General features: G+C 64.0%; 22 protein-coding genes and 2 tRNA genes. 11 read left to right on the forward strand and 13 right to left on the reverse strand.

Going from position 1 to position 24,164, the window contains the following annotated elements; translation table 11 throughout:
- The first annotated feature begins 534 nt into the window (after positions 1-534).
- A complete protein-coding gene (locus FY036_RS10155) occupies positions 535-906 on the forward strand; it encodes a hypothetical protein (RefSeq protein WP_148914612.1) in 372 nt (123 codons plus the stop codon).
- 101 nt (positions 907-1,007) lie between these two features.
- On the opposite strand, the gene FY036_RS10160 is transcribed toward FY036_RS10155, so the two are convergent.
- From FY036_RS10160 to FY036_RS10175, 4 genes are all read right to left on the reverse strand, one after another.
- Positions 1,008-1,084: transfer RNA gene (locus tag FY036_RS10160), tRNA-Arg, on the reverse strand.
- A 38-nt stretch (positions 1,085-1,122) separates the two neighbouring features.
- Positions 1,123-1,428 (reverse strand): ETC complex I subunit, encoded by a 306-nt coding sequence (locus tag FY036_RS10165; RefSeq protein WP_148914613.1) that lies wholly within the window; start codon positions 1,426-1,428, stop codon positions 1,123-1,125.
- Positions 1,429-1,461: 33 nt separating this feature from the next.
- Positions 1,462-1,538: transfer RNA gene (locus FY036_RS10170), tRNA-Pro, on the reverse strand.
- Between the two features lie 78 nt (positions 1,539-1,616).
- Complete coding sequence (locus FY036_RS10175) at positions 1,617-2,792, reverse strand: cystathionine beta-lyase (protein ID WP_148914614.1); 1,176 nt, start codon at positions 2,790-2,792, stop codon at positions 1,617-1,619.
- Positions 2,793-3,146: 354 nt separating this feature from the next.
- Between FY036_RS10175 and FY036_RS10180 the strand changes: the two genes are divergently transcribed.
- The 4 genes from FY036_RS10180 (at position 3,147) to FY036_RS10195 (ending at position 7,451) form a co-directional block, all read left to right on the forward strand.
- On the forward strand, positions 3,147-4,175 hold the full coding sequence (locus FY036_RS10180; protein WP_148914615.1) for an amino acid ABC transporter substrate-binding protein: 1,029 nt from the start codon (positions 3,147-3,149) through the stop codon (positions 4,173-4,175).
- A gap of 74 nt (positions 4,176-4,249) precedes the next feature.
- Positions 4,250-5,440, forward strand: coding sequence for an amino acid ABC transporter permease (locus tag FY036_RS10185; RefSeq protein WP_148914616.1), 1,191 nt, complete (start codon positions 4,250-4,252; stop codon positions 5,438-5,440).
- Between the two features lies 1 nt (position 5,441).
- Positions 5,442-6,599: an amino acid ABC transporter permease gene (locus tag FY036_RS10190; protein ID WP_148914617.1), complete on the forward strand. Its 1,158-nt coding sequence runs from the start codon at positions 5,442-5,444 to the stop codon at positions 6,597-6,599.
- Between the two features lie 48 nt (positions 6,600-6,647).
- Complete coding sequence (locus FY036_RS10195) at positions 6,648-7,451, forward strand: amino acid ABC transporter ATP-binding protein (protein ID WP_148914618.1); 804 nt, start codon at positions 6,648-6,650, stop codon at positions 7,449-7,451.
- A 58-nt stretch (positions 7,452-7,509) separates the two neighbouring features.
- Here FY036_RS10195 and FY036_RS10200 read toward each other — a convergent pair whose 3' ends face one another.
- Together FY036_RS10200 and FY036_RS10205 are read right to left on the reverse strand one after the other, a co-directional pair.
- Complete coding sequence (locus FY036_RS10200) at positions 7,510-8,706, reverse strand: FAD-dependent monooxygenase (protein ID WP_148914619.1); 1,197 nt, start codon at positions 8,704-8,706, stop codon at positions 7,510-7,512.
- 13 nt (positions 8,707-8,719) lie between these two features.
- A complete protein-coding gene (locus tag FY036_RS10205; RefSeq protein ID WP_148914620.1) occupies positions 8,720-8,965 on the reverse strand; it encodes a zinc-finger domain-containing protein in 246 nt (81 codons plus the stop codon).
- A gap of 159 nt (positions 8,966-9,124) precedes the next feature.
- On the opposite strand from FY036_RS10205, the gene FY036_RS10210 reads away from it, so the two are divergent.
- The gene (locus FY036_RS10210; protein ID WP_148914621.1) at positions 9,125-11,335 is read left to right on the forward strand and encodes an RNA degradosome polyphosphate kinase; all 2,211 of its coding nucleotides are present in this window, start codon (positions 9,125-9,127) and stop codon (positions 11,333-11,335) included.
- Positions 11,332-12,846: an exopolyphosphatase gene (gene ppx, locus FY036_RS10215; protein ID WP_148914622.1), complete on the forward strand. Its 1,515-nt coding sequence runs from the start codon at positions 11,332-11,334 to the stop codon at positions 12,844-12,846. Before FY036_RS10210 ends, ppx begins: the two co-directional genes overlap by 4 nt.
- Before the next feature lie 12 nt (positions 12,847-12,858).
- Here the strand turns inward: ppx and FY036_RS10220 are convergent, their stop codons facing one another.
- The 3 genes from FY036_RS10220 to FY036_RS10230 all read right to left on the reverse strand — a co-directional run bounded on the left by FY036_RS10220 (position 12,859) and on the right by FY036_RS10230 (position 14,779).
- The gene (locus FY036_RS10220) at positions 12,859-13,560 is read right to left on the reverse strand and encodes a DUF899 family protein (RefSeq protein ID WP_148914623.1); all 702 of its coding nucleotides are present in this window, start codon (positions 13,558-13,560) and stop codon (positions 12,859-12,861) included.
- Between the two features lie 68 nt (positions 13,561-13,628).
- Positions 13,629-14,171: a dihydrofolate reductase family protein gene (locus FY036_RS10225; RefSeq protein ID WP_148914624.1), complete on the reverse strand. Its 543-nt coding sequence runs from the start codon at positions 14,169-14,171 to the stop codon at positions 13,629-13,631.
- A 53-nt stretch (positions 14,172-14,224) separates the two neighbouring features.
- Positions 14,225-14,779 carry a dihydrofolate reductase family protein gene (locus FY036_RS10230; RefSeq protein WP_148914625.1) on the reverse strand — a complete coding sequence of 185 codons (555 nt, stop codon included), beginning with the start codon at positions 14,777-14,779 and terminating at the stop codon, positions 14,225-14,227.
- 187 nt (positions 14,780-14,966) lie between these two features.
- On the opposite strand from FY036_RS10230, the gene FY036_RS10235 reads away from it, so the two are divergent.
- Complete coding sequence (locus FY036_RS10235) at positions 14,967-16,784, forward strand: acyltransferase family protein (RefSeq protein WP_161601121.1); 1,818 nt, start codon at positions 14,967-14,969, stop codon at positions 16,782-16,784.
- Between the two features lie 124 nt (positions 16,785-16,908).
- Entirely contained in the window at positions 16,909-18,117 is a 1,209-nt protein-coding gene (locus FY036_RS10240; protein WP_235897619.1) for a metallochaperone AztD, read from the forward strand.
- 158 nt (positions 18,118-18,275) lie between these two features.
- On the opposite strand, the gene rnd is transcribed toward FY036_RS10240, so the two are convergent.
- The 4 genes from rnd to serB all read right to left on the reverse strand — a co-directional run bounded on the left by rnd (position 18,276) and on the right by serB (position 22,326).
- Positions 18,276-19,436 (reverse strand): ribonuclease D, encoded by a 1,161-nt coding sequence (gene rnd, locus FY036_RS10245; RefSeq protein ID WP_148914627.1) that lies wholly within the window; start codon positions 19,434-19,436, stop codon positions 18,276-18,278.
- Positions 19,437-19,505: 69 nt separating this feature from the next.
- Positions 19,506-20,759, reverse strand: a complete 1,254-nt coding sequence (locus FY036_RS10250; protein ID WP_148914628.1) for an MFS transporter — start codon at positions 20,757-20,759, stop codon at positions 19,506-19,508.
- 96 nt (positions 20,760-20,855) lie between these two features.
- Positions 20,856-21,416 carry a GNAT family N-acetyltransferase gene (locus FY036_RS10255; RefSeq protein ID WP_148914629.1) on the reverse strand — a complete coding sequence of 187 codons (561 nt, stop codon included), beginning with the start codon at positions 21,414-21,416 and terminating at the stop codon, positions 20,856-20,858.
- Between the two features lie 22 nt (positions 21,417-21,438).
- Entirely contained in the window at positions 21,439-22,326 is an 888-nt protein-coding gene (gene serB, locus FY036_RS10260) for a phosphoserine phosphatase SerB (protein WP_148914630.1), read from the reverse strand.
- Here serB and miaA point away from each other — a divergent pair.
- Together miaA and FY036_RS10270 are read left to right on the forward strand one after the other, a co-directional pair.
- Positions 22,325-23,239, forward strand: a complete 915-nt coding sequence (miaA, locus tag FY036_RS10265; RefSeq protein WP_148914631.1) for a tRNA (adenosine(37)-N6)-dimethylallyltransferase MiaA — start codon at positions 22,325-22,327, stop codon at positions 23,237-23,239. The two genes, serB and miaA, sit on opposite strands and share 2 nt — an antisense overlap.
- A 126-nt stretch (positions 23,240-23,365) precedes the next feature.
- Positions 23,366-24,157, forward strand: coding sequence for a GGDEF domain-containing protein (locus FY036_RS10270; RefSeq protein WP_148914632.1), 792 nt, complete (start codon positions 23,366-23,368; stop codon positions 24,155-24,157).
- The last annotated feature ends 7 nt before the right edge of the window (positions 24,158-24,164 follow it).

The following is a 24,164-nucleotide window of genomic DNA, read 5'->3' on the forward strand; positions in this document are numbered from 1 at the left end:
TCACCCTGTCTCAAGACGAAGAGCCGGCGGCGGGCAGATCAGGATCGGAGGTCGCTGGCATCCGATCACGCCGGCGCAGGAAGCGCGGCTGGCGCAATCTTATGGCGCCATGCGTCGTGCGCTGCGGGACGTGCGCGAACTCGATCCCAACTGGAAACCACCCGCACAGGCCTATTCGACCGTCGAGGGACTCATTTCCGCCAACCGCGGCATCGAGCTGGAGGCGCGATTTCGACTGTTTCAGCTTATGGGAACCCGCGCCGAAGCGGGTCCTTACGCCCGCGAGTGGATTCCCGCGCCGCCGACCAACCGTCGACTGACCCGTTCTGAACGAGGGGAAATCGACCGAATCGGGAGGAGATGGGGTTGCCATCGGTGTGGTACAACGAACCCCGGAACAAGGACCGGCTCTTTCATAGGTGACCACCAAGTGCCAAAATCGATGGGCACCCCAACGAGAATATATCCGCATTGCGTCAAATGTAGTGCGAGCCAAGGCGGATTGCTCAGGCATCATCTCCGGAGGATTGTCGAATGACCGTAAAGAAAGTCTCCGTGGCGCCGGAATACGTCAGCTTCTATATCGCCGGTGTGGACGACATAAGAGTTCCCTTGGACCATGACGGGCGAGGAATCGTTGCTTCCGACCAGTGCATCAATGTCGGCTGTCTCTACGGGCATGATGGCGACACGATGATCACGCTCGGGCCGTTCGAAGAACTGACTGCGCAGGCAAAGCTTCCCAAGTTTGACGGCATGTTGGATACGCCAGGATGTCGAGTGATACTCTCCGATGCGAACATGCCCGAAATCCTGTCTATGGATGTACCCGGCGTGCGAACCCGGGTGCGCATCTGGACCAACCACCCTACGGAACCTGATGACGTGGTCATCGCGTTGGGATGACCGGCGCGATTTCCTCGAACTCGATCGCCCGGATTTATCCGAGATCAGTGCGGCGATCGGCGGCGACGGACTTTCGCAAATCCGGTAGATTTTGTTTCAAATGGCGATCCCGGCAGGATTCGAACCTGCGACCATCGGCTTAGAAGGCCGGTGCTCTATCCGGCTGAGCTACGGGACCGTCGCTTCTCCCCTGAATGCCGAAAACCTTTCCGGCTGTCAGTGCGTCCACGGGATTTTGCGGTCATAGCGGAAATTTTCCGTGTAGGAAATCTGGCGGCGGCGCGCTTCCTTGGGTTCCTGCACGCGGAACTCGAGGCCGTTGCGCTCGGCATAGGCCACCGCTTCCTCGAGCGTGGGGAAGGTGAGGCGGATCTGGCTCTTCATGTCGCCCGACGAGGTATAGCCCATCAGCGGGTCGATCTTGCGCGGCTGCTCGGGCTCGAACTCGAGAACCCAGTGGCCTGTCTTTGCCTTGCCCGACTGCATGGCGGTCTTCGCAGGGCTGTAGATGCGCGCTGACATGGGAACCTCGTTCATTGCCTGTCGGCCGTACGGTGGTCGGAGCGGCAGGATTCGAACCTGCGACCCTCTGGTCCCAAACCAGATGCGCTACCAGGCTGCGCTACGCTCCGTGACCGATCAGGCCGTAGGCTCCATTATGGTTTCGTCACCGCAGAGGCAAGACCTATTTTGCCTGCGGTCACGGCCGCTCAACCTGCGGCAGCCGCTGCCGCCAGCCCCCTTGCGATGTCTGCCTTGATGTCGGCCGCGTTCTCCAGCCCGATTTGAAGGCGGATCACCGGTCCCTCATAGTCACCCTTCGCCACAGTGCGGTCGCCGAGCCATACGTGGACCGCAAGGCTTTCATAGCCGCCCCACGAATAGCCCAGGCCGAAGACCTCCAGCGCGTCGAGAAATGCGTGCGCCTGACGTTGCCCGCCTCCGGAAAGCACGACGGAGAAGATGCCGCTGGCACCAGAGAAGTCGCGCTTCCACAGCGCGTGGCCGGGGTGGCTTTCGAGCCCCGGATGCAGCACGCGCGCAACGCCTTGCTGGCCTTCCAGCCAGCGCGCGACCTCGAGCGCGTTCTGCTCGTGGCGTTCGAGGCGCACGCCCATGGTGCGCAGGCCGCGCAGGACCTGATAGACATCGTCGGGCGCAGCACAGCACCCCATGGCGATGTGGGTGTCTTGCAGCTGCTTCCAGCACGCCTCGTTTGCCGAAACCGTACCCAGAAGCACATCCGAGTGGCCGGCGGGATACTTCGTCGCGGCATGGATCGAGATGTCCACGCCATGCTCCAGCGGCCGGAAATAGAGTGGTGTGGCCCAGGTGTTGTCCATCATCACGACGGCGCCGCGCGCCTTCGCGGCCTTCGCGACGGCGGGGATGTCCTGCATCTCGAACGTGTTGGACCCGGGCGATTCGGTGAACACGACCTTCGTGGCCGGCGTCATCAGCCGGTCGATGCTCGCACCTATGGCCGGATCGTAATATTCGACCTCCACTCCCAGCCGCCGCAGCATCGTGTCGGCGAAGTTGCGGGTAGGGTGGTAGACCGAATCGACGATGAGTACGTGATCGCCGGCCGAAAGGAAGGCGAGCAGCGGGATGGTGACGGCCGCCAGGCCCGAAGGCACGAGGATGGTGCCGGCCGAACCTTCGAGCGCGTCGATCGCCGAAGTAAGCGCGTCGGTCGTCGGTGTTCCTCTGGTGCCGTAGGTGTATTTCTGGCTGCGTGCGGCCATGGTCGCGGCATCGGGAAACAGCACCGTAGAGGCGTGAACCACCGGCGGATTGACGAAGCCGTAAAACTCACGCGGATCGTTGCCGATATGGGCAAGCTTCGTGTTGATGCCCTTGTCGCTGTAGTCGCCCTTGCTCATGAAACCTCGCCTCTGCCGGAAGGCGCAAGGCATACCGGCAGTGCCCGAAGGGCGCAACCGCCACGCTTCTTCCAGCAATGGCACAGCCGCGCAAGCGATTGATTTTGCCGCCGATTGCGGCAATGGCCGCTCACAAAATACGCAACCCTGCCGCCGCGTTCACCAATTAGGCGACCTGCCTCATTCGTACTTGACCAATGTCGAATAATGGCCTTCGATGGCCGGCGTGAGTGGGAGGTGGAGCGCGCGCGTCGGCAACGATGCGAAGTCCGGTCAGGTATCCGGACGAACTGCTGCTTCCGTACAGAACAATCCGGGGCAAAAGCTCCAAACAACAGAAAAGGGTATGTGGGCATGAAAAAGCTAGTAACGGGTATTCTCGGCTCGGCCGCGCTGATGGTATCGGCCTCGGCCGGCTGGGGCGCGACGCTTGACGACGTCAAGCAGCGCGGCACGCTCCGCTGCGGCGTCCATACGGGTCTGGCAGGCTTTGCTGCGCCCAACGACCAGGGCGAGTGGTCGGGCTTCGACTACGACCTGTGCCGCGCCATCGCGGCGGCGGTCTTCGGCGACCCGGAAAAGGTCGAGGCGGTTCCGACCAACGCAACCGAGCGCTTCACCGCGCTGCAGTCGGGCGAGATCGACGTTCTGTCCCGCAACACCACCTGGACGCTCAGCCGCGACACGTCGCTCGGCTTCAACTTCGCCGGCGTCAACTACTATGACGGCCAGGGCTTCATGATCAATGCGTCGAAGCTGCCGGGCATCAACTCGGCGCTGCAGCTTTCGGGCGCTGCCGTCTGCGTGCAGACCGGCACCACGACCGAGCTGAACCTGGCCGACTACTTCGCCGCCAACAACATGGACTACAACCCGGTCGTCTTCCAGGGCTTCGACGAAACCAACGCCGCCTACGAGGCTGGCCGTTGCGACGTCTACACGACCGACCAGTCGGGCCTTTATGCTCTGCGTCTGACGCTCGCCAACCCCGACGAGCACGTCGTTCTGCCGGAGATCATCTCCAAGGAGCCGCTTGGCCCGGCCGTGCGCCATGGCGACGACCAGTGGTTCGACATCGTGAAGTGGACGCTGTTCGCGCTCGTCCAGGCTGAAGAGCTCGGCATCACCCAAGCCAACGTCGAGGAGATGAAGGGTTCCGACAATCCGGAAATCCGCCGTATCCTTGGGCAGGAAGCCGATACCTCGATCGGCACCGTGCTCGGCCTCGAGAACGACTGGATCGTGAACATCATTGCCGGCGTCGGCAATTACGGCGAAGTCTTCGAGCGCAACATCGGCCAGGAAAGCCCGCTGAAGATCGCGCGCGGCCTGAACCAGCTCTGGACCAAGGGCGGCATCCAGTACGCTCCGCCGATCCGCTGATCTGACACAAGTCACCGGGGGGCGCTTGCGCCTCCCGGCCATATACGACGCCACTGTATCGGGAAGGAGAGGGCATGGCTTCCCCGACGAGCGTTCACGACAGTGAGCCCGCACGCGCGTCCTGGTTTTACGATCCCAAGATAAGAGGAATCGTCTACCAGGTTCTGGTCGCAGTCCTGCTGGTGGTCTTTGTCTACTGGATCATCGGCAACACGACCGAGAACCTGCGACGCGCCAACATTTCTTCAGGTTTCGGCTTTCTAAACCGCCGCAGCGGTTTCGACATCAGCCAGACGCTTATCGAGTATTCGGCCAACTCGACCTTCGGCCGTGCCATGATGGTGGGGCTGGTCAACACCATTCTCGTTGCCGTCATCGGCATCTTCACGGCAACCATCATCGGTTTCATCATCGGTGTGGGCCGCCTGTCGGGCAACTGGCTGATCGCAAAGATCTGCGCGGTCTATGTCGAGATTTTCCGCAATATCCCGCCGCTGCTGGTCATCTTCTTCTGGTATCTGGGCGTGCTCGCGGTTCTGCCCGGCGCCAGGGAAAGTATCGACCTTCCGTTCGGCACCTACCTCAACAACCGCGGCTTCTACATGCCCAAGCCGATCTGGAGTGAGGGGGCCTGGCTGGTCGGGGCGGCTCTCGTGCTGGCTCTCGTCATGTCGTTCTTCATCGCCCGCAAGGCGCATCAGCGGCAGATGGCGACGGGACAGCGCTTCCCCGTTTTGTGGACGTCGCTGGCTCTGATCGTGGGCCTGCCGCTTCTGGCTTTCGTCGTCATGGGTTTCCCCATCACCTTCGACGTGCCGCAGCAGGGCGCCTTCAACCTCACCGGCGGCCTCGACGTGAAGCCGGAGTTCATGTCGCTCTATCTGGCGCTGTCGTTCTACACGGCGTCGTTCATCGCGGAGATCGTGCGCGCCGGCATTCTCGGGGTCAGCAAGGGGCAGACGGAAGCGGCACACGCGCTCGGCATCAGGCCGGGGCCGACATTGCGGCTGGTCGTCATCCCGCAGGCCATGCGCATCGTCATCCCGCCGCTGACGAGCCAGTATCTCAACCTGACCAAGAACTCGTCGCTGGCCGTCTTCATCGGCTACCCCGATCTTGTCCAGATCGGCCAGACGACGATGAACCAGACCGGGCAAGCGATCGAGGTGGTGGCCATCTGGATGGTTATCTATCTGGGCCTCAGCCTTGCCACGTCGGCCTTCATGAACTGGTTCAACGCCAAGATGGCGCTGGTGGAGAGGTAAGATGCAGACCAAGGACCTCTCCTTCGTGCGTATCGAACTGGAGCCGGCGCGTCCTGCGCCGGCCGGCGAGCGCGGCATCGGCAAGTGGCTGCGAACCAACCTGTTCGCAACGCCGGTAGACGCAGTGCTCACGATTATGGGCCTGCTGATAATCGCTTATGTCTTGCCGCCGATCATTCGCTGGGCATTCATAGACGCTGTCTGGTCAGGCCCCAACCGCACCGTCTGCGCGACGGTTTCGCAGGGCGGCATCCAGCCAGACGGCTGGTCCGGCGCCTGCTGGGCGTTCGTCAACGCCAAGTTCCAGCAGTTCATGTACGGCCGCTATACATTCTCCGAGCGCTGGCGGGTCAACCTGACAGCCATCATGTTCGTGGCGCTTCTGGTGCCGCTGCTCATGCCGCGCGTGCCGAAGAAGACGCTGAACGCCATCGCTTTCTTCGTCGTGTTCCCCATCGTCGCGTTCTTCCTGCTTGTCGGCGGCGCCTTCGGCCTCGCCTACGTGCCCACCAACCTTTGGGGCGGCCTTCTGGTCACGATGGTCCTTTCCTTCGTGGGCATATCGGTTTCGCTGCCGCTGGGCATCCTTCTGGCGCTCGGGCGGCGATCGAAGCTGCCCGTGGTCAAGATGCTGTGCGTGGCGTTCATCGAGACGGTGCGCGGTGTCCCGCTGGTGACCGTGCTGTTCATGGCCAGCGTCATGCTACCGCTGTTCATGCCGGCAGGCATGAGCTTCGACCGCTTTGCCCGTGCGCTGGTAGGTGTCGCGCTGTTTGCCTCCGCCTACATGGCCGAGGTGGTGCGCGGCGGCCTGCAAGCCATTCCCAAGGGCCAGTACGAAGGGGCCAATTCGCTCGGTCTAAGCTACTGGCAGTCGATGGGACTGATCGTGCTGCCGCAGGCGCTCAAGCTGGTCATTCCGGGCATCGTCAACAACTTCATCGGCCTGTTCAAGGACACGAGCCTGGTCTACATCATCGGCATGTTCGACCTGCTCGGCATCGTCCGCCAGAACTTCGCCGACGCCAACTGGGCGTCTGCGCAGACGCCCATGTCGGGTCTGGTATTTGCAGGCGCGGTCTTCTGGGCGTTCTGCTTCGGCATGTCGCGCTACTCCATCTACATGGAGCGAAGGCTCGACACGGGGCATCGCCGATGACGCCGCAAACCAACAACAAGAGGCCGAAGCGCCAAAAAGGGGAAAGTCATGGCCACTGAAAACGCAGTCGCCGCGGACGAAATCGCAGTCGATCGCTCGAAGATGCAGATTTCGGAGACCGACGTCGCCATCGAGATCGTCGGCATGCACAAGTGGTACGGCGACTTCCACGTGCTCAAGGACATCAATCTGCGCGTCATGCGCGGAGAGCGCATCGTGGTGTGCGGGCCGTCCGGTTCCGGCAAGTCTACGATGATCCGCTGCATCAACCGGCTTGAGGAACACCAGCAGGGCACCATCGTCGTCGATGGCATCGAACTCACCAATGATCTCAAGAAGATCGACGAGGTCCGCCGCGAGGTCGGCATGGTGTTCCAGCACTTCAACCTGTTTCCGCACCTGACAATTCTGGAAAACTGCACGCTCGCGCCCATCTGGGTGCGCAAGGTGCCCAAGAAGCAGGCGGAAGAGACCGCGATGCACTTCCTGGAGCGCGTCAAGATTCCCGAGCAGGCCAACAAATATCCCGGCCAGCTTTCGGGTGGCCAGCAGCAGCGCGTCGCCATCGCCCGCTCGCTGTGCATGAACCCTCGCATCATGCTGTTCGATGAGCCGACGTCCGCGCTCGATCCGGAAATGATCAAGGAAGTGCTGGAAACGATGGTCGGCCTTGCCGAGGAAGGCATGACCATGATCTGCGTCACCCACGAAATGGGTTTCGCGCGTCAGGTCGCCAACCGGGTCATCTTCATGGACCAGGGCCAGATCGTCGAGCAGAACACGCCGACCGAGTTCTTCGACAACCCGCAGCACGAACGCACCAAGCTGTTCCTGTCGCAGATCCTGCACTGACTCAATCGGCGCCGGGCGGTTTCGGGGCGGGCCGCGCAAACCGGCTCGCCCTTTGATTTTATCCGCCCAACGCTGCTTCGGCATCCCAGCCGTAGAGCCAGTCGAAATCCCCTGCCAGCCTTTCGGGGCTGCGCAGAGCCAGCACTTGGTCGCGGACGAATGCTACCGGGCCGGCGGCGTGCCATGTAAAGCGGTTGAACGCCCCGCGCGCGCCCACGCGCTTCACGCGGGGCTTGCGTGCTTCCTCGTAAAGCCCGAGTGCCGAGGCCATATCATCCGGCGTGCGGGCGACTGCGGCCGCAAGCGTCACCGCGTCCTCGATTGCCATTGCCGCGCCTTGCGCCGCATAGGGCGTCATCGCATGCGCCGCGTCGCCGATCAGCGCCAGCGCGTCGCCGTCGGTCCACTTGCCGCTCTGCGGCACTTCGTGAAGCGGCCACGTCGTCCATCCTTTCGCACGGCCCACCAGATCGACAAGCTCTCCGGCCGTGCCGCGCATTGCGGCCTTCAGCCGTGACAGATCGGCATCGTTCGACCAGCCATCGGGGCCAGCCAGTGCCGGCGCGATCGCGACGAGGTTGATGGTCCGCCCCCCGCGTACGGGATAAGCGACGAGATGGAAGCGCCCATGCAGAAACGCCGTCACCCTGTCGGGCGGTACAACCCGGTTGGAACTTTCGTCCGGCTGCACCGCAGCGCGCCACGCCAGATGGCCGGTGTAGCGGCTTGGCCTCTCAGCAGCCCGCAGGGTGGACCACACGCCGTCCGCCGCTATCAGCAGGCCGCAATCGACGTTTTCGCTTTGGCCCTCGCGTTCGATGGACACCGCAAGGCGAGCACCACCGCGCCTTATGCCGCGAATCGCCGCCCCCGTCGTCAGTTCGATGTCGGATGAACGCTTCACCGCGTCCAGCAGCACGCGCTGAAGGTCGGCGCGATGGATTGTGAGATACGGCGCTCCCCAGCGCCGCGTTGCGGCTTCGCCAAGCGGCACCTGCGCCAGCAGGCTCAGGTCGCGGGCTCGTCGCAGCGCGATTGCTTCCGGCTGAACCGCCACCTTTTGCAGATCGGTGAGTAAGCCAAGCCGCTCCAGCAGGCGCGTCGCGTTGGGAGAGAGCTGCAAGCCCGCGCCCACTTCCTGCAGGTGCTGCGAACGCTCGAATATGCGGGTGGAAAAGCCGCGTCCGGCCAGCGCCAATGCGGCTGTCAGGCCAGCGATCCCCGCTCCGGCGATGACGATCGGCCGGGGGCTCATCGCAGGTTGCCGGTCAGGCGGCCTGATGGTGGTAGACAGCGCCCTCGGGCTTCGTCTCGGTCGCCTTCAGCGCCGGGTTGAAGCGGTACAGCGTGGAGCAGTAGGGGCACACCTTCTCCGCATCGTCCCCCATGTCGAGGAACACGTGCGGATGGTCGAAGGGTGGGTTTGCCCCTACGCACATGAATTCCTTCACGCCGATCTCGACTGCGGCATGGCCGGCGTCGTTCTGGAAATGCGGTATCGCGTGGCCGGCCATGAGATGCTCCCGGATGCTGCGCGTTGCGTTCGTTTCTAGGCGTTTGCAGCATAAACCTGGTCTTTGCAAGTCAGTGATATCAAACTGTCGTAAAAGCCTGTCAGGAGGTACAGTGGCGGCATTGCCGCCGCCCACGGGCAGGAGAACGAAGTGGACGCGATGAACGAACTGAGACCGGCGACAAGCGAATTTACGGGTGAGATGCGGGCGCTTTCGGCAGCTCCCGATGGCAACCCCGACCGCTTCGTCAACCGCGAGTTCTCGTGGCTCCAGTTCAACCGCCGCGTTCTCGACGAATCGCAGAACCCCTGCCACCCGCTGCTGGAGAGGGTCCGGTTCCTCTCCATCTCCGCCACCAATCTGGACGAGTTCTTCATGGTGCGCGTTGCCGGTCTGGCGGGGCAGGTGCGCCAAGGCATCGCCATCAAGAGCCCCGACGGCCGCACGCCCGAACAGCAGCTCGAACTGCTGCTTCTGGAAGTGGGCAGCCTACAGGAAGACCAGCAGCGCAGCTATTCGAGCCTCACCGAGCTGATGCGCGGCGAGGGCATCGAGATCGTGCGCGCTGACGCGCTCAACAAGGACGAGAAGCGCTGGCTCGACGAGCATTTCATGGAAGCCATCTTCCCGGTGCTCACACCGCTGTCGATCGATCCGGCGCACCCGTTCCCGTTCATTCCCAATCTCGGCTTCTCCATGGCGCTGCAATTGCGCCACCGCCGCGAGGGCGAGGAGATGACGGCGTTGCTGCGCCTGCCGGTCGCACTCAAGCGCTTCATCCGCCTGCCGGACCGCAAGAAGATCGTGCGCTTCATCGCGCTGGAGGATGCCGTCGAGCTGTTCATCGGCAAGCTGTTCCCGGGCTATGAGGTCAAGGGCTCCGGCACGTTCCGCATCATCCGAGACAGCGATATCGAAGTCGAGGAAGAAGCCGAGGATCTCGTGCGCCTGTTCGAAAGTGCGCTCAAGCGCCGCCGCCGGGGGCAGGTGATCCGCATCGAGTTCGACGACGAGATGCCGGAAGCGCTTCGCGATTTCGTGGCCAGCGAACTGGGCGTCGGCTCCTCGCGCATCAGCGTGCTCAAGGGGCCGCTGGCTGTAAACCAGATTTCCGAGATCGTGGCTCTGCCGCGCGACGACCTCAAGTTCACCCCCTACAACCCACGTTTCCCGGAGCGCATCCGCGAACATGGGGGCGACTGCTTCGCCGCCATCCGCGAGAAGGACCTCGTCGTCCACCATCCCTATGAGAGCTTCGACGTCGTCGTCCAGTTCCTGCGTCAGGCTGCGATGGACCCGGAAGTCGTCGCCATCAAGCAGACGCTCTACCGCACGTCCAACGACAGTCCGATCGTGCGTGCGCTCATCGATGCCGCGGAGGCCGGCAAGTCGGTCACCGCGCTGGTGGAACTCAAGGCCCGTTTCGACGAGGAGGCGAACATCCGCTGGGCGCGCGATCTGGAGCGCGCCGGCGTGCAGGTGGTGTTCGGCTTCATCGAGCTGAAGACCCACGCGAAGATGTCTCTGGTGGTGCGCCGCGAGGACCAGAAGCTGCGCAACTACGTGCATCTGGGCACCGGCAACTATCACCCCATCACGGCGCGCATCTATACCGACCTTTCCTACTTCACCAGCGATCCCGCGATTGCCCGCGACGTGGCGCAGATATTCAACTTCATCACCGGATACGCCGAGCCGGCGCACCAGATGCGGCTTGCCATCTCGCCCTTCACGCTGCGCAACCGCATCCTGGAGAACATCCGTGCGGAGATGGATTTCGCGGCGGCCGGCAAGCCGGCGCAGATCTGGATGAAGATGAACTCGCTGGTCGATCCCATCGTCATCGACGCGCTTTACGACGCCAGCCGCGCGGGCGTGGAGATCGACCTCGTGGTGCGCGGCATCTGCTGCCTGCGTCCGCAGGTGCCCGGCCTGTCTGAAAACATCCGCGTAAAATCCATCGTCGGGCGCTTTCTGGAGCACAGCCGCATATACTGCTTCGGCAACGGCCACGGCCTGCCGTCCGACGAGGCCGTGGTCTATATCGGCTCGGCCGACATGATGCCGCGAAACCTCGACCGGCGTGTCGAAACGCTGGTTCCCATCACCAACGCGACGGTGCATGAGCAGGTTCTGGGGCAGATCATGCTGGGAAACATCATGGACAACCAGCAGAGTTTTGAAGTACTGGCGGACGGTACCTCGCGGCGCGTGACGCCCGAGGAGGGAGAAGAACCGTTCAACGCGCAGGAATACTTCATGACGAATCCGAGCCTGTCCGGTCGGGGCGACGCCCTGAAATCCCATGCTCCGAAGCGTATTGCCCAGCATAAGCGCCGCAAGAAGGCGAACGCAGCCGAAAGCGCATGATTCAAACCTCTCAGGGCCGGTTGCAAGACCGCCGGCCACTGTCGATCATCGACATCGGGTCGAACTCGATCCGACTTGTCATCTATGAGGGCATTGCGCGCTCGCCTACCGTGCTCTTCAACGAGAAGATGCTGGCGGGGCTGGGGCGCGGCATTGTCTCCACCGGACGGCTCGATCCGGAGGCCGTGCGCCGCGCTATCGAGGAATTTCGTCGCTTTCGCGCGCTTTCCGATCAAGCCGGTGCCGATCAGCTCCACGTCATCGCCACCGCTGCGGCCCGCGAGGCGGAAAACGGCAAGGACTTCATCCATCGTGCCGAGGACATTCTGGGCGCGCAGATACGGGTGCTGACGGGCCGCGAGGAAGCGCATTATTCCGCGCTCGGCGTTATCTCCGCCTTCCACACGCCGGATGGCATTGCGGGCGACCTCGGCGGCGGCAGCCTGGAGCTGGTCGATGTCGCGGGCGACACCATCGGCGACGGCATCACGCTGCCGCTTGGCGGCCTGCGCCTTCAGGACATGGCCCGGGGCTCCACTGCAGAGGCTGCCAAGATCGCTCAGCGCGAACTCAAGCGCGCCGCCCTGCTGGCCGGCGGAGAGGGGCGCACCTTCTACAGCGTCGGCGGTACATGGCGTAACCTTGCCCGGCTGCACATGAACCAGATCGGCTACCCGCTCAACGTGATGCATCACTACGAGCTGCCGGTCGACGGCTCCGAAGAGTTTCTGCGGCAGGTGGCCAGCGGCGAAATTTCGAAAATGGCCGGCATCGAAGGCGTATCCAAGTCGCGCCGCGCGCTGCTACCTTATGGCGCCACCGTGATGCGCCAGATCATCGCCGCGATGAAGCCTGGCAGGATCGTCATATCCGCTCTTGGCGTCCGCGAGGGCTATCTCTATTCGCTGCTGAAGGAGGAGGATCGCCGTCGCGACCCGCTTCTTTCGGCGGCGGAAGAGCTTGCCGTGCTGCGCGCGCGCTCCGTCACTCATGCGCGCGAGCTCGCGGCGTGGACAGGCGAGGCGTTCGAGGCTTTCGGGCTGGAAGAGACCGAGGAGGACGCCCGTTACAGGCAGGCGGCATGCCTTCTGGCCGACATCGGCTGGCGCGCGCATCCCGAATATCGCGGCACCCAGTCGCTCAACATCATCGCGCACGCGTCCTTCATCGGTGTCGACCATCCCGGCCGCGCCTTCATCGGGCTGACCAACCTGTTTCGCCATCAGGGCATCTACGAGGACGCCGCGTCGCCCACGATGCGCACGCTCGCCGGCCCGCATTACGTCGAGCGCGCCCGCATCCTCGGCGCGCTGCTGCGCGTGGTGTACCTCTTCTCGGCGTCGATGCCGGGGTTGATGCCAAGGCTCAAATGGCGCGCGGGCGAGGATGGCAAGCTGTCGTTGGTGGTCCCGCGCGAACATGCTGGGCTGATGGGCGAGCGGCCCGACGGTCGCATGGCGCAGCTTGCCAAGGTGCTCGGCCGCCCGATGGAGATCGTCGTCGGCGAATAGTGGCGGCTCCACTCAGTAGGACAGCTTCGGATACCAGTCGGTGCCGCGTCCGCCGGGCGTCAGATCGAGGATCGACCACAACGCGGCGATGTCGGGCGCAGTGCGCGGATCCTGCCCGGGGTCCGCCGCGGCCCGCGGCATCTCGGCGGCCCAGAACAGCCGCACCTCGTCGCCCTTGCGCGAGAACACCACCAGCGCCGGGTTTTCCGTCCCATCCTCGTTGATGAGGGCCAGATCGTTGGCGTAGTCGTCACCGACCGTCTGCACGAAATCGAGGTGCGCCCAGCCGCGCTCCCTGGCAAATGCCTGTTGGCGCTCGACAGGGCTGCGGCCGAAGATTTTGAGCGCGACCCGCTGCTTGATGTCGGCCGCATTGCCGTTCACGGCGCCGAGCCAGTTGGTGCACATGGGGCAGGGACGTTCACGCTGCGGTCCGTACATCCAGAAATAGCTGACCAGCGTGTCGTGCTGCCCAAACAGGTCTGCGAGGCCGATGTCGTTGCCGTCGGCATCCCGGAACCGGTAATCCTTGCTGATGACGGGCCCTGCCGGGAGGGTCTGCCGCTGCTCGCCCAGACGCGTCATGTGACGGCGGAACTCGATCTCTTCGGCAAGCAGCGCCTCGCGCGCCTTCGCGTATTGCTCGCTCTCGCCGGGGAATGGCGGCTGTCGGAGGGCGGCCAGTTCGGCTGCCCGCGGGAGGGGATTGGCCATGTCTGCAACTCCTTCTTCTTCGATTCCTCTGGAAGACGAACCGCGCTCGCCTGTTCCGACAATCCTGTTCAGGTTCGGAGATCGGCAGGAACATAGGTCAGGCGCACCGCGCCCTCGCCGATGCGCTCGCTTGCCGTGAGGCGCAGCGGTGGCGGGGGAGCCGCGAAGTACGGCTTGCCGCTGCCGAGCGCTACGGGGTGAACGTAGAGGCGATAGGCGTCTATCAGCCCCATCGCCGTGAGGCTTTGCGCAAGGTCTGGACCCCCGACCTCGATTTCGCCGTCCAGTTCTTCCTTCAGCCGGCGTATCGTCGCCTCGACATCGCTCGCCACCAGCCTCGCGTTGGGGCCGACGGATTGCAGCGACCGTGACACCACCCATTTCGGCTGGCGGCGCCACGCCTCCGCAAATGCCCATAGGTCCGGGGTCCACTCTGTATCGTCCTCGTCCCAATAGCGCATCACCTCATACAGGCGGCGGCCGTAGATGCTGCCCGTCTGCTCCTGTGCCTGCTCGACGAAGTGACGAAACAGCACCGGATCAGGCGCAAACCTGTCGTGGTCTACGTATCCGTCGAGCGACACGTTCATGCCGAACACGAGTGTGGCCATTGTCCGGGTCCTCCCTGGCGTTTCGGGTTGGTACGGGAAGTGCTGCGACGCTGCTATGCCATCCCGTAGCGCATCAGGACGCCGCCATTGGTCAGCGCCTTCGCATCGATCAGCTTCAGCGAGGTTTTATGTTCGGCCGGTTTGAACAGCGGCGTCCCCGCGCCTAGAAGCACGGGTGCGATGCAGATTCGGTATTCGTCCACGAGGCCCTCGGCGGTGAGGGTCGAAAGAAGGTCGGCGCTGCCGAAGACGTATATGTTGCGCCCGTCCTGCGCCTTCAGCCGGGGGATCGCTTCGCCGACGTCACCATCGATCAGCGTTGAATTGTTCCACTCGACGTTCTTGAGCGTGCGCGAGGCGACCAGCTTCGGCACCGCGTTCATCGCCTTGCCGATCTCGCCCTCGTCGGCATTTTCGGTCCAGTAGGACGCCATCCCCTCATAGGTCTTGCGGCCGAACAGCAGATAGTCGAGGTCGGCAAGCTGCTCCTTCGACAAAGCCTCGAGCTCCGGTCCCCAGACGGTCTCGTGGAAGTCGAGTTTCCAGGGGGTCGTGCCCTCGAAATACCCGTCCAGCGTGACGACGTTCCAGGCGATCAGCTTACGCATGCTTTGGCTCCTGGTGTTGATACCGGTTGCATCCGTGACAAACCACAACTGATTGCAAAAAGCAAGCAGTATGGATGCCGGTCCGCCTGAAGGGGTAGAGGCTCGGCACAATTGCCGAAGCGCATTGCAGACGCATCCGGCTAAGCTCTGTCGTCCCATTCATCGCATGAAGGGGAGCGCACGCAGGATGCAGTATCGTCGCGAGATTGATGGCCTCCGGGCGGTCGCCGTCGTGCCCGTGCTGTTCTTCCACGCCGGCTTTGCCACGTTCTCCGGCGGCTATGTCGGCGTCGATGTCTTCTTCGTCATCAGCGGCTATCTCATTACCACCATCATCGTCACGGAACTCGCCGCTGGCAGCTTCTCGCTGATCCGTTTCTACGAGCGTCGCGCGCGGCGCATCCTTCCCGCGCTGTTCGCCGTCATGCTGGCGTGCATCCCGCTCGCCTGGCTGCTCATGCTGCCGGACGATCTGGAAAATTTCGGCCAGAGCGTCGTCGCCACCACGCTCTCGGCCAACAACATCCTGCTGACGATGACCAGCGGCTACTGGGACCTCGCGGCCGAGTTCAAGCCGCTGCTGCACACTTGGTCCCTTGCGGTAGAGGAGCAGTTCTATGTGCTGTTCCCTGCGCTCATGCTGATCTTGTGGCCTTGGCTGGGGCGACGCTCCGGCTGGGCTCTCGGTATTCTGGCGGCCGTCAGCTTCGCGCTCTGCCTCTACGGCGTTTCGAGGCACCCGACCGCTACCTTCTACCTGCTGCACACCCGCGCGTGGGAGTTGCTTCTGGGCAGCCTCGTCGCGCTCTGGCTCTTTACGCGCGCACAGCCCGCCAACGACCTTCTCGCCGCGGCTGGCCTGCTGCTGATAGTGGCCGCGATCCTCACCTTCGATGCGGCGACGCCGTTCCCATCCGCCTGGGCTCTGCTGCCGACCGTGGGCACCGCACTTGTCATCCTTTATGCGGGCGAGCGCACGTTGGTCGCGCGCCTGCTCGGCAAGCGGCTTTTCGTCGGCATCGGCCTCATCAGCTACAGCCTCTATCTGTGGCACCAGCCGCTGCTGGTTTTCGCGCGTATCAACAGCTACGAGCAGCCGTCGCCGCAAACCATGCTCGGGGTGGTGGCGCTGGCATTCCTGCTCGCCTTCCTGACCTGGCACTTCATCGAGCGCCCGTTCCGCGACCGCCGTGCCGTGCCGCTGAAACTGCTGGTGCCCGGCGTGGTCTCGGCGTCGGTGGCGCTCGTGGCGGCCGGCTTCCTGTTCCACGACCGCAACGGCTACCCCGAGCGCATGTTCGCCGGCTCGTCCGAAACCGCCGCCAACATGCATATCGGCTACAACACGCGCGTCTTCCGCTACAAGACCGAGCGATTTGCCGCCGATGGCAGGCCGAGGCTGCTTGTGCTGGGCGACAGCCAGGCGCGCGACTTCGTCAACATGGCGGAGGAAACCGGCCGCTTCGCCGGGTACGATCTGGTCTATCGCGACGACCTGCCAATCTGCGCCTATCCCGATTTTGCCGAGGGGCTGCGCCATCTCGTCAGCGAGGCCGAATACCTCATCGTCGCCGATTCATCGGCGGGCAAGGCCTGCTTCAGCACGCTGCTCGACCGCGGGCTGTTCCGCGACCATCGCGTGGTGATCGTCGGCCCCAAGCATTTCGGCTACAACCTCAACAAGTTCGCGCAATTGCCTGTTCAGTTGCGGCCTTTTGCGATGACGCGCGTGTTCGACGAGATCGCTCAGGATAACCGCGACTACCGCGCGCTGCTGCCGCGCGGCTCCTACCTCGACATACTCTCGCACGTCTCGGATGACGGCGCGCACATGCCGGTGTTCGACGCCGCCGGTCACATCCTGTCAGGCGACAGGGTGCACATCACCCAGGCCGGCGCGGCCTATCTGGGTCGCGCCATCTTCGACGATCCTGCGTGGGCGGCATTTCCGGCGTTCCCAGCCTCCTCAATACCCGAAAGACGCGAGGCGGCGAGCCGATACTGATCCTGCCGCCGCGCGGGCGCTGTTCGCCCGGTGGAAACATCGGCGTGCGGTCGAGAATCCGCTTTGCATATGATATGTTATACTATAACAAACGCCTGCCGAACGAACGACGGAGGTTTAGGCGATGAAGGGAATGACAAAGACGGCGCAGCTCATGGTGGCTGCAAGCGTGGCGGCATTTGCCGCGACTGCGTCCGCCCATGCAGACGAGGATTCGCACTGGCGCATCTTCGTGGGCGACCACACCGAACCGCTGGTTCGCGCTATCGAGCTGGACGACGGCACGGAAGCGGGGCGGTTCGCGCTCGACGCCTATGCGAGCCTGTCGCGCAGCAAATCCGGCCGGACGATGTTTGCCGTGCAGGGCGAGGCGGGCAAGGTGGCGATCCTCAAGACCGGCATTGCGTTCGAGGACCACGGCGACCACGTCGATCTCGACATTGACGAGCCGGAACTGCTTTCGACCACGCTGACGGGTGAAAAACCTGCCCATTTCTTCGAGAATGACGGCCAGATTGCCATGTTCTTCGACGGCGAGGGCCGGGCGGACGTCTTCCCCGAAAGGCAGGTGCTGGACGGGGCGTTCGAGCCGCTAACCTTCGATGTCGGTGCGCCGCATCACGGGCTGGCGACGCCGTTTGGCCGGTTCATCATTCACTCCGTTCCCAACCCCGATGATCCGTCGCAGCGGCCTGTGGCCCTTCGCGTGGTCGATCGGGAGGGCGCGCAGGTGGGCGGCGATGTCGCATGCCCCGGCCTGCACGGCCAGGCGGTGTCGGGCCGCGTCGTCGCATTCGGCTGCCATGACGGCATCGTGGTGGCCATGCCGTCCGGCGGGGCGCCGGAACTGACCCACGTCTCCACCGCCGATCTCGGAGAAGGCAATGTCTCGACGCTCAAAGGCGGAACCGCGCTGCAGTTCTTCCTGGGCAATTACGGCCAGTCGGCGGTGACCCTGATAGAACCGGGTGCGGAAACCACTATCAGGAAGATCGACCTGCCGGTGCGTCGCGTCGATTTCGCGATCGATCCCGCCAAGACGCGCAACGCCTACATCCTCACTGAGGATGGCAGGCTGCATCTGCTCGACGTGCTGTCCGGCACCATTGAGAAAAGCATGCAGCTGACCGAGCCCTATTCGATGGACGGCCACTGGCGCGATCCGCGCCCGCGCCTCGCCGTGGCAGGCGACCACCTCGCTGTTACCGACCCGCGCGAGGGCGTCGTAAGGCTGGTCGACACCGACAGCTTCGAGGAAGAGCGTACGATCGCCGTCGACGGCGTGCCCTACACGATCGTCGCCGTTGGCGGCTCGGGCAAGCAGCACGACTGATAGGCAGCGTTTGAGGCCGCTATTGCCGGTGGCGGTTGCTCCTCCCCCTTGAGGGAAGGTTAGGGGCGGGGGTATGAAGCCGCCCGCCCGCTCCGCCTGGTCCGTGCAAGATACGGCAGGCCTGCCATTTGCTCGAGGGAGATTGGCTCCCCGCAGGCTCAGGCGTCGGGCGTTTCGAAAACCGCGATCTTGCGCTTGTGGAACTTTAGCGCGATCTCGCCGCGCACCAGCGAAATGGCCCGCTCGCCGAACACCTCGCGCCGCCATCCCTGCATTGCGGGCACGTCGGCTTCCTCGCCCGCCGCAGCGATCTTGTCGATGTCGTCGGAAGAGGCCAGCACCTTGGGCGCGACGCCCTGCTGCTCTGCCACCAGCTTCAGCAGCACCTTCAGCAGTTCCGCCGCGGCTCCCGTGCCTTCCGGCTGCTGCGCAAACTTCGGCAGTTTGGGCAGGTCGTCCTTCGGCAGGTCGAGCGCCTCGTTCACCACGGCCAGCAGGCCGGAGGCTGTGGCCGAGCGTTCCCAGCCTCTCGGGATGGTGCGCAGCCGCGCAAGGCCCGCCGCGTCGCGCGGTCCCTGCTGGGCGATTTCGAAGATGGCGTCGTCCTTCAGCACCCGTCCGCGCGGCACGTTGCGCTCGCGCGCCTCGCGCTCCCGCCATGCGGCGACGCGCTGCAGGATTGCGAGTTCCACCGGCTTCTTGACGCGCATCTTCAGCCGCCGCCAGGCGTCGTCCGGATGCGGGTCGTAGGTTTCACGCGCGGTAAGGACTTCCATCTCCTCGTTGAGCCAGTGGGCGCGGTCTTCGCGTTCCAGCTCGTCGCGTAGATACTTGTAGACATCGACCAGATACGTGACGTCCGCCAGCGCATATTCCAGCTGCTTGTCCGACAGCGGGCGGTGCCGCCAGTCTGTGAAGCGCGACGACTTGTCGATGCGCGCGCCGGTGATCTTTTGGACCAACTGGTCGTAGGAAACGCTGTCGCCGAAGCCGCACACCATGGCGGCGACCTGCGTGTCGAACACCGGGTGAGGGATCAATCCGCCGAGGTGGTGGATGATCTCGATGTCCTGCCGCGCTGCGTGGAAGACCTTTACCGTGCCTTCGTCGGCCATCAGCCGGAAGAAGGGCGCGAGATCGATCCCCGGCGCAAGCGGGTCGATCAGCGCGTTGACATCGGCCGACGCGATCTGGATCAGGCACAGTTCCGGCCAGAAGGTGGTTTCGCGGATGAACTCGGTATCGACGGTCACGAAGTCCGAGCCGGCGAGCGCGTCGATGGCGACTTCGAGTTCGTCCTGGCGTGTGATGAGGTGCATATAGCTTCTTTTTTCGTGCAATCCCGCCTCAATTCCAGCCAAATCCCGCCACGTCAAGCCTTTCGCCGGTTACTTGTCACCTTTCCGGTCGGGTGTGTCCTTGGAGCCGTTGCGTTGCGCCAGCCGCGCGAAGATGGTGGATGTGCGCAGAAGGGCTGTGAACCGCCCGCGCTGCGCGCTCGGGGCCGGTGCGCGGGCGCGCATCCGCCACAGGATCAGGGCGAGGAAAACCGCATAGACAACCGCGCTGAACAGGAACAGCGCGTGCGGGCCGAACCATTCCATCACGGCGGCCGCCGCAAACGGCCCGCCTATCGCACCGAAAGAGTAGAACAGCATCAGCGCCGCGTTGAGCATGACATATTCGTTCTTGGCCGCGCGGTCGTTGGCGTGCGCGGCCGACAGCGAGAACAGCGGCATCGCAAACGAGCCGAAGACGAACACCAGCGCGAAGTTCAAAAGCAAACCGCTTCCTGCAAACAGGAAGAGCGCAAGCGCGGCGGCAAGCGCCAGCGCCGTGGTGACCAGCAGCACCGTGCGCCGGTCGTGCCGGTCCGAGGCGTAGCCGAGCGGATACTGGATCAGCGCGCCGCCGATGATCGACACGCTCACGAAAGTCGCGACATCGGTCACCGACATGCCGATATCTTGCGCGTAAACCGGCGACATCGTGCGAAACGCGCTGTTGGTGACGCCGACTGCGATGCAGCCTATGGCCGCGATGGGCGAGATTTCCCAGGCCCGCCGCAGGTCCAGCTTCACGTCTTCTGGTGCTGCGGGGTTCGAGCGGTCGCCCAGCGAGACCGGCACCAGCGACAGCGTAATCATGATCGCCATCACGGCGAAGATCGCAAAGCCGTCGGCTCCCACCACCGGGATGAGGAACTGCGAACCCGTGACCGCGCCGAGATCGATGATGCGGTAGAGCGCCAGCACGCGGGCCCGGTCCTGGTTGGAAACGCCCGAGTTGAGCCAGCTTTCCATCACCGTGAACAGGCCGGCAAAGCAGAAGCCGGAGATGAAGCGCATCAGCACCCACACGCTGACGTCGATGGCAACCGCCATCACCAGCGTTGCCGCTGCGGCCATGGCGGCCAGCGCCGAGAAGGCACGGATATGGCCCACGGCGCGCATCATCCGCACGATCACGAGGCAGCCGATGAGGAAGCCGGCGAAGTATGCAGTGCCCATGAAACCGATCGAGGCGGGCGAGAATCCTTCCTGCGCGCCGCGCAGCGCGATCAGCGTACCCTGCAGCCCGTTGCCGCCCAGCAGGATGCCGGCAGCCGTAAGGATCGGGATCAGGGGTCGCAGGCTGTGCATCGTACCGGAAGAATGGAAGCGCGTCGGTCAGCTATAGGCTGGCCCGGCGCATTATGCCACGGACAGTTGACCGCTGATGCTGGTCCAATACGCGGCTCAGCGGCGCGCGAGCCAGTCCATTCTCGACAGCGTGTAGAGTACGTGGCGCTGGAGGTGAGGATAAGTGTCCGGCACGCGCGGATGGTCGAAATCGCCTTCCGGCTCGGCCTTCATGCCGATCCGGCGCATGACGGCGGTGGAAGCGTCGTTGTTCCACACCGCAAACGAGACGATTTCGTCGAGTGCCAGCGTCTCGAAGCCGAAGCGCAGCAGTTCTTCGGCCGCTTCCGTGACATAGCCCTTGCGCCAGTGTTTCGGCGCCAGCCGCCAGCCGATCTCGGTTGCGCCGCCTGAGCGCGCCGGCACCTCGTCGGTCGGGTGCAGGCCCGCAAAACCTAGGCATTCCCCGGTCTGCTTGAGTTCGAGCGCAGCGAAGCCATAGCCGCGCGCATCGTTTTCGGTGCGGATGCGGTCGAGAAACGCATCGGCCTCCGCCCGCGTGCGGCGAAACGGGAAGAACCGCATCACCCCATCGTCGCTGTTGATGCGGTGGAAGAGGTCGCGGTCGCGGTCCTCCCAATTGCGGATGACGAGCCGCTCCGTCTCCAATCCTATCATCCGAAGCAACGCTCCTTGGGTATCATGGGATGAAGTCTTTCAGCCGGTAACCTTGGATGTAGAGCAGGGCGGTAAGGTCGCCATGATCGATCCGAATCCGGGCCTGCTCTGCAACCGCAGGTTTAGCGTGAAGCGCCACGCCGCTGCCGGCCAGAGCCAGCATGTCGAGGTCGTTCGCGCCATCGCCCACCGCGATCGCATCCTCCACGCCGACGCCGAGGCGGGCGGCGATTTCTGTCAGCGCATGCGCCTTGGCCTCGCGCCCGAGGATCGGTTCGGCCACCTTTCCGGTCAGGCGGCCGTCTTCTTCCAGCAACTGGTTGGCGCGGTTCTCGCGAAAGCCGAGCTTGGCAGCGATGGGGCCGGTGAACGACAGGAACCCGCCCGATACCAGCGCGGTCCACGCGCCCGCCGCGTTCATGGTCGCAACCAGCGTCCTGCCGCCCGACGCAAGCGTGATGCGGCCTTCGATGATCCGGTCGATGACAGTGCTTTCCAGCCCAGCCAGCAGGGCGACGCGCTCGCGCAGCGCCGGCTCGAACGCGATCTCGCCGTTCATCGAGCGCGCGGTGATGAGTGCCACGCGATCCTTCAGCCCCACCTCGTCGGCCAGTTCGTCGATGCACTCCTGGTCGATCATGGTGGAATCCATGTCGGCTATCAGCAGCTTCTTGCGGCGGCCGGAGGCTTCCTGCACGACCGCATCGACGGGCTCGCCGTCGAGAGCAGCCTGCAGGATCGCCGAAGCGTCGGAGGCGTCGAGGCCCTCGGGCAGGGCGATATCGGCGGCAATGCCGTCGGCCAGCCGGTCGATGCGGCTTGCACCCAGCGCCTCCATGGCCCTATGTGCCAGCGCGTCGGAAAGAACCGGGCGGGCGGGATTGGCGATCAGCGTGGCGACGAGAGGCATGGACGTTTCCGGAGATGCAGGGTCGGGCGGGCCGTTGAAGAACGCGATCCTGATAGCGGGGCCGACGGCCAGCGGCAAGTCGGCGCTGGCGCTCCGTCACGCGCGCGAGACCGGCGGAACCGTCGTCAATGCGGATTCCATGCAGGTCTATTCCGTGCTGCGGGCGCTCACCGCGCGGCCCGACGATCAGGATCTGGCGACAGCGCCTCACCGGCTCTACGGCCATGTCGATCCGCGCGAGCCCTATTCCACAGGCCGCTGGATGCGCGAAGTCGCCGATCTCATCCGCGCCGGAGCGTTTGCGGATGCGCCTGCCATCTTCGTCGGCGGCACCGGGCTCTACTTCCGCGCCCTGCTGGAAGGGCTTTCCCGCATGCCGGATGTGCCGGCCGATATACGTGAAAAATGGCGCTCATCTCTTGTGTGCGAAGGGCCTGCGGCGCTGCACGCGAAGCTTGCAGCGAGCGATTCCGAGGCCGCAGCCGCCATCAGGCCGTCTGACGGCCAGCGCATCGTGCGCGCGCTGGAGGTTTTGGACGCATCCGGAAAGCCGATCTCGCATTGGCAGAAGGCGGCCGGCGAGCCGCTGGTGGATCGCGGCAGCGCACGGCTTCTGGTGATCGAGCCCGACCGAAAGCTGCTCGCCGACAGGATCGGCCTGCGCTTCGACCGGATGCTCGACGCCGGCGCGCTTGATGAGGCGCGAGCCCTTGCGAGACTTGGTGTCGGGGCGGAAATGCCGGCCATGAAAGCGATAGGCGTGCGCGAGCTTCTGGCAACCGACAGGGGCGAGTTGAGCCTGGATGCGGCGATGGACCTCGCAAAGACGGCGACCCGTCAGTACGCCAAGCGGCAGTCCACCTGGTTTCGCAATCAGCTGGGGTCCGGCTGGCAACGCATCGCAATGGAATAAGGGCGCGAAAAACGGGTATCTTTGTGCTCCGGAATGGGGCAGAAAGTTCGCGTTTTAGTTGTTTCGGTTAACCTCCCGTAAGCACCGCCGTGCCATAAGGAGGCTCGCGGTTCCGATGGGGAGAAGATGCGGTTTCACAAGGCCGAGTCGGCTTTTTTCGTCTTTATTATTGTGATTCTCGCAGCGAGCGTGCTCATCCTGCACGCCTATAACACTGTCTATTCCACGGCGCGCGACCTCGACCCGCAGCGCTGGACCGAAATGCTGGCTTGGTTCAGCAAGCTGCTGTTCGCCACCGGCGTGCTGCAGGCCACGGCGCTCTTCTTCGGCATCTTCTTCATCTACCCGCTCATCCGGACGCAGGTCCGCGAGGAGGGCAAGCTGCGCGCGATGACGGAATCGCTCAGCGCGCGCTCCGAGACGCTGGAGCATGCGGCCCTGACGGACGGTCTGACCGGCATGCAGAACCGCCGCTTCTTCGACGATGCGCTGCGCGAATACATCGAGGAGTTTCGAAAGATCGACAAGCCCGTCGGGCTGATGATCCTCGACCTCGACCACTTCAAGGCGGTCAACGACACCCACGGCCACGATGTCGGCGACAAGGTACTCCAGGCGGTCGCCGACTGCCTCAAGGACATGACGCGTTATCACGATGTGGTGGCGAGGCTGGGCGGCGAGGAATTTGCCGTGGTTGCGCCCAACATGGACGAAAACCTGCTGATGAAGCTGGCCGAGCGCATTCGCAAGGCGATCGCCGGACTGGTGATCGTGTCGGGCAACGTCCGGCTCAAGGTAACCACCAGCGTCGGCCTTGCCGTTTGGGACCAGCACGAGAGCGCCGAAGAGTTCTACCGGCGCGCCGACAAGCACCTCTATCAGGCCAAGCGGCTGGGACGTAACCGCGTCTGCGCGTGAGGGCAGG

The sequence above is a fragment of the Neoaquamicrobium microcysteis genome (genome assembly GCF_008180155.1).
GTDB lineage: Bacteria > Pseudomonadota > Alphaproteobacteria > Rhizobiales > Rhizobiaceae > Aerobium > Aerobium microcysteis.

Coding starts and splice junctions, on each gene's coding strand:
- FY036_RS10185 (WP_148914616.1), top strand. CDS start 4,250: ATGGCTTCCCCGACGAGCGTTCACGACAGTGAGCCCGCACGCGCGTCC.
- serB (WP_148914630.1), bottom strand. CDS start 22,326: ATGCCTCTCGTCGCCACGCTGATCGCCAATCCCGCCCGCCCGGTTCTT.
- FY036_RS10255 (WP_148914629.1), bottom strand. CDS start 21,416: ATGATAGGATTGGAGACGGAGCGGCTCGTCATCCGCAATTGGGAGGAC.
- FY036_RS10270 (WP_148914632.1), top strand. CDS start 23,366: ATGCGGTTTCACAAGGCCGAGTCGGCTTTTTTCGTCTTTATTATTGTG.
- FY036_RS10230 (WP_148914625.1), bottom strand. CDS start 14,779: ATGCGTAAGCTGATCGCCTGGAACGTCGTCACGCTGGACGGGTATTTC.
- FY036_RS10235 (WP_161601121.1), top strand. CDS start 14,967: ATGCAGTATCGTCGCGAGATTGATGGCCTCCGGGCGGTCGCCGTCGTG.
- FY036_RS10210 (WP_148914621.1), top strand. CDS start 9,125: ATGAACGAACTGAGACCGGCGACAAGCGAATTTACGGGTGAGATGCGG.
- FY036_RS10220 (WP_148914623.1), bottom strand. CDS start 13,560: ATGGCCAATCCCCTCCCGCGGGCAGCCGAACTGGCCGCCCTCCGACAG.
- FY036_RS10175 (WP_148914614.1), bottom strand. CDS start 2,792: ATGAGCAAGGGCGACTACAGCGACAAGGGCATCAACACGAAGCTTGCC.
- FY036_RS10250 (WP_148914628.1), bottom strand. CDS start 20,759: ATGCACAGCCTGCGACCCCTGATCCCGATCCTTACGGCTGCCGGCATC.
- FY036_RS10195 (WP_148914618.1), top strand. CDS start 6,648: ATGGCCACTGAAAACGCAGTCGCCGCGGACGAAATCGCAGTCGATCGC.
- FY036_RS10225 (WP_148914624.1), bottom strand. CDS start 14,171: ATGGCCACACTCGTGTTCGGCATGAACGTGTCGCTCGACGGATACGTA.
- FY036_RS10165 (WP_148914613.1), bottom strand. CDS start 1,428: ATGTCAGCGCGCATCTACAGCCCTGCGAAGACCGCCATGCAGTCGGGC.
- FY036_RS10180 (WP_148914615.1), top strand. CDS start 3,147: ATGAAAAAGCTAGTAACGGGTATTCTCGGCTCGGCCGCGCTGATGGTA.
- FY036_RS10205 (WP_148914620.1), bottom strand. CDS start 8,965: ATGGCCGGCCACGCGATACCGCATTTCCAGAACGACGCCGGCCATGCC.
- ppx (WP_148914622.1), top strand. CDS start 11,332: ATGATTCAAACCTCTCAGGGCCGGTTGCAAGACCGCCGGCCACTGTCG.
- FY036_RS10240 (WP_235897619.1), top strand. CDS start 16,909: ATGAAGGGAATGACAAAGACGGCGCAGCTCATGGTGGCTGCAAGCGTG.
- FY036_RS10200 (WP_148914619.1), bottom strand. CDS start 8,706: ATGAGCCCCCGGCCGATCGTCATCGCCGGAGCGGGGATCGCTGGCCTG.
- miaA (WP_148914631.1), top strand. CDS start 22,325: ATGGACGTTTCCGGAGATGCAGGGTCGGGCGGGCCGTTGAAGAACGCG.
- FY036_RS10190 (WP_148914617.1), top strand. CDS start 5,442: ATGCAGACCAAGGACCTCTCCTTCGTGCGTATCGAACTGGAGCCGGCG.
- rnd (WP_148914627.1), bottom strand. CDS start 19,436: ATGCACCTCATCACACGCCAGGACGAACTCGAAGTCGCCATCGACGCG.
- FY036_RS10155 (WP_148914612.1), top strand. CDS start 535: ATGACCGTAAAGAAAGTCTCCGTGGCGCCGGAATACGTCAGCTTCTAT.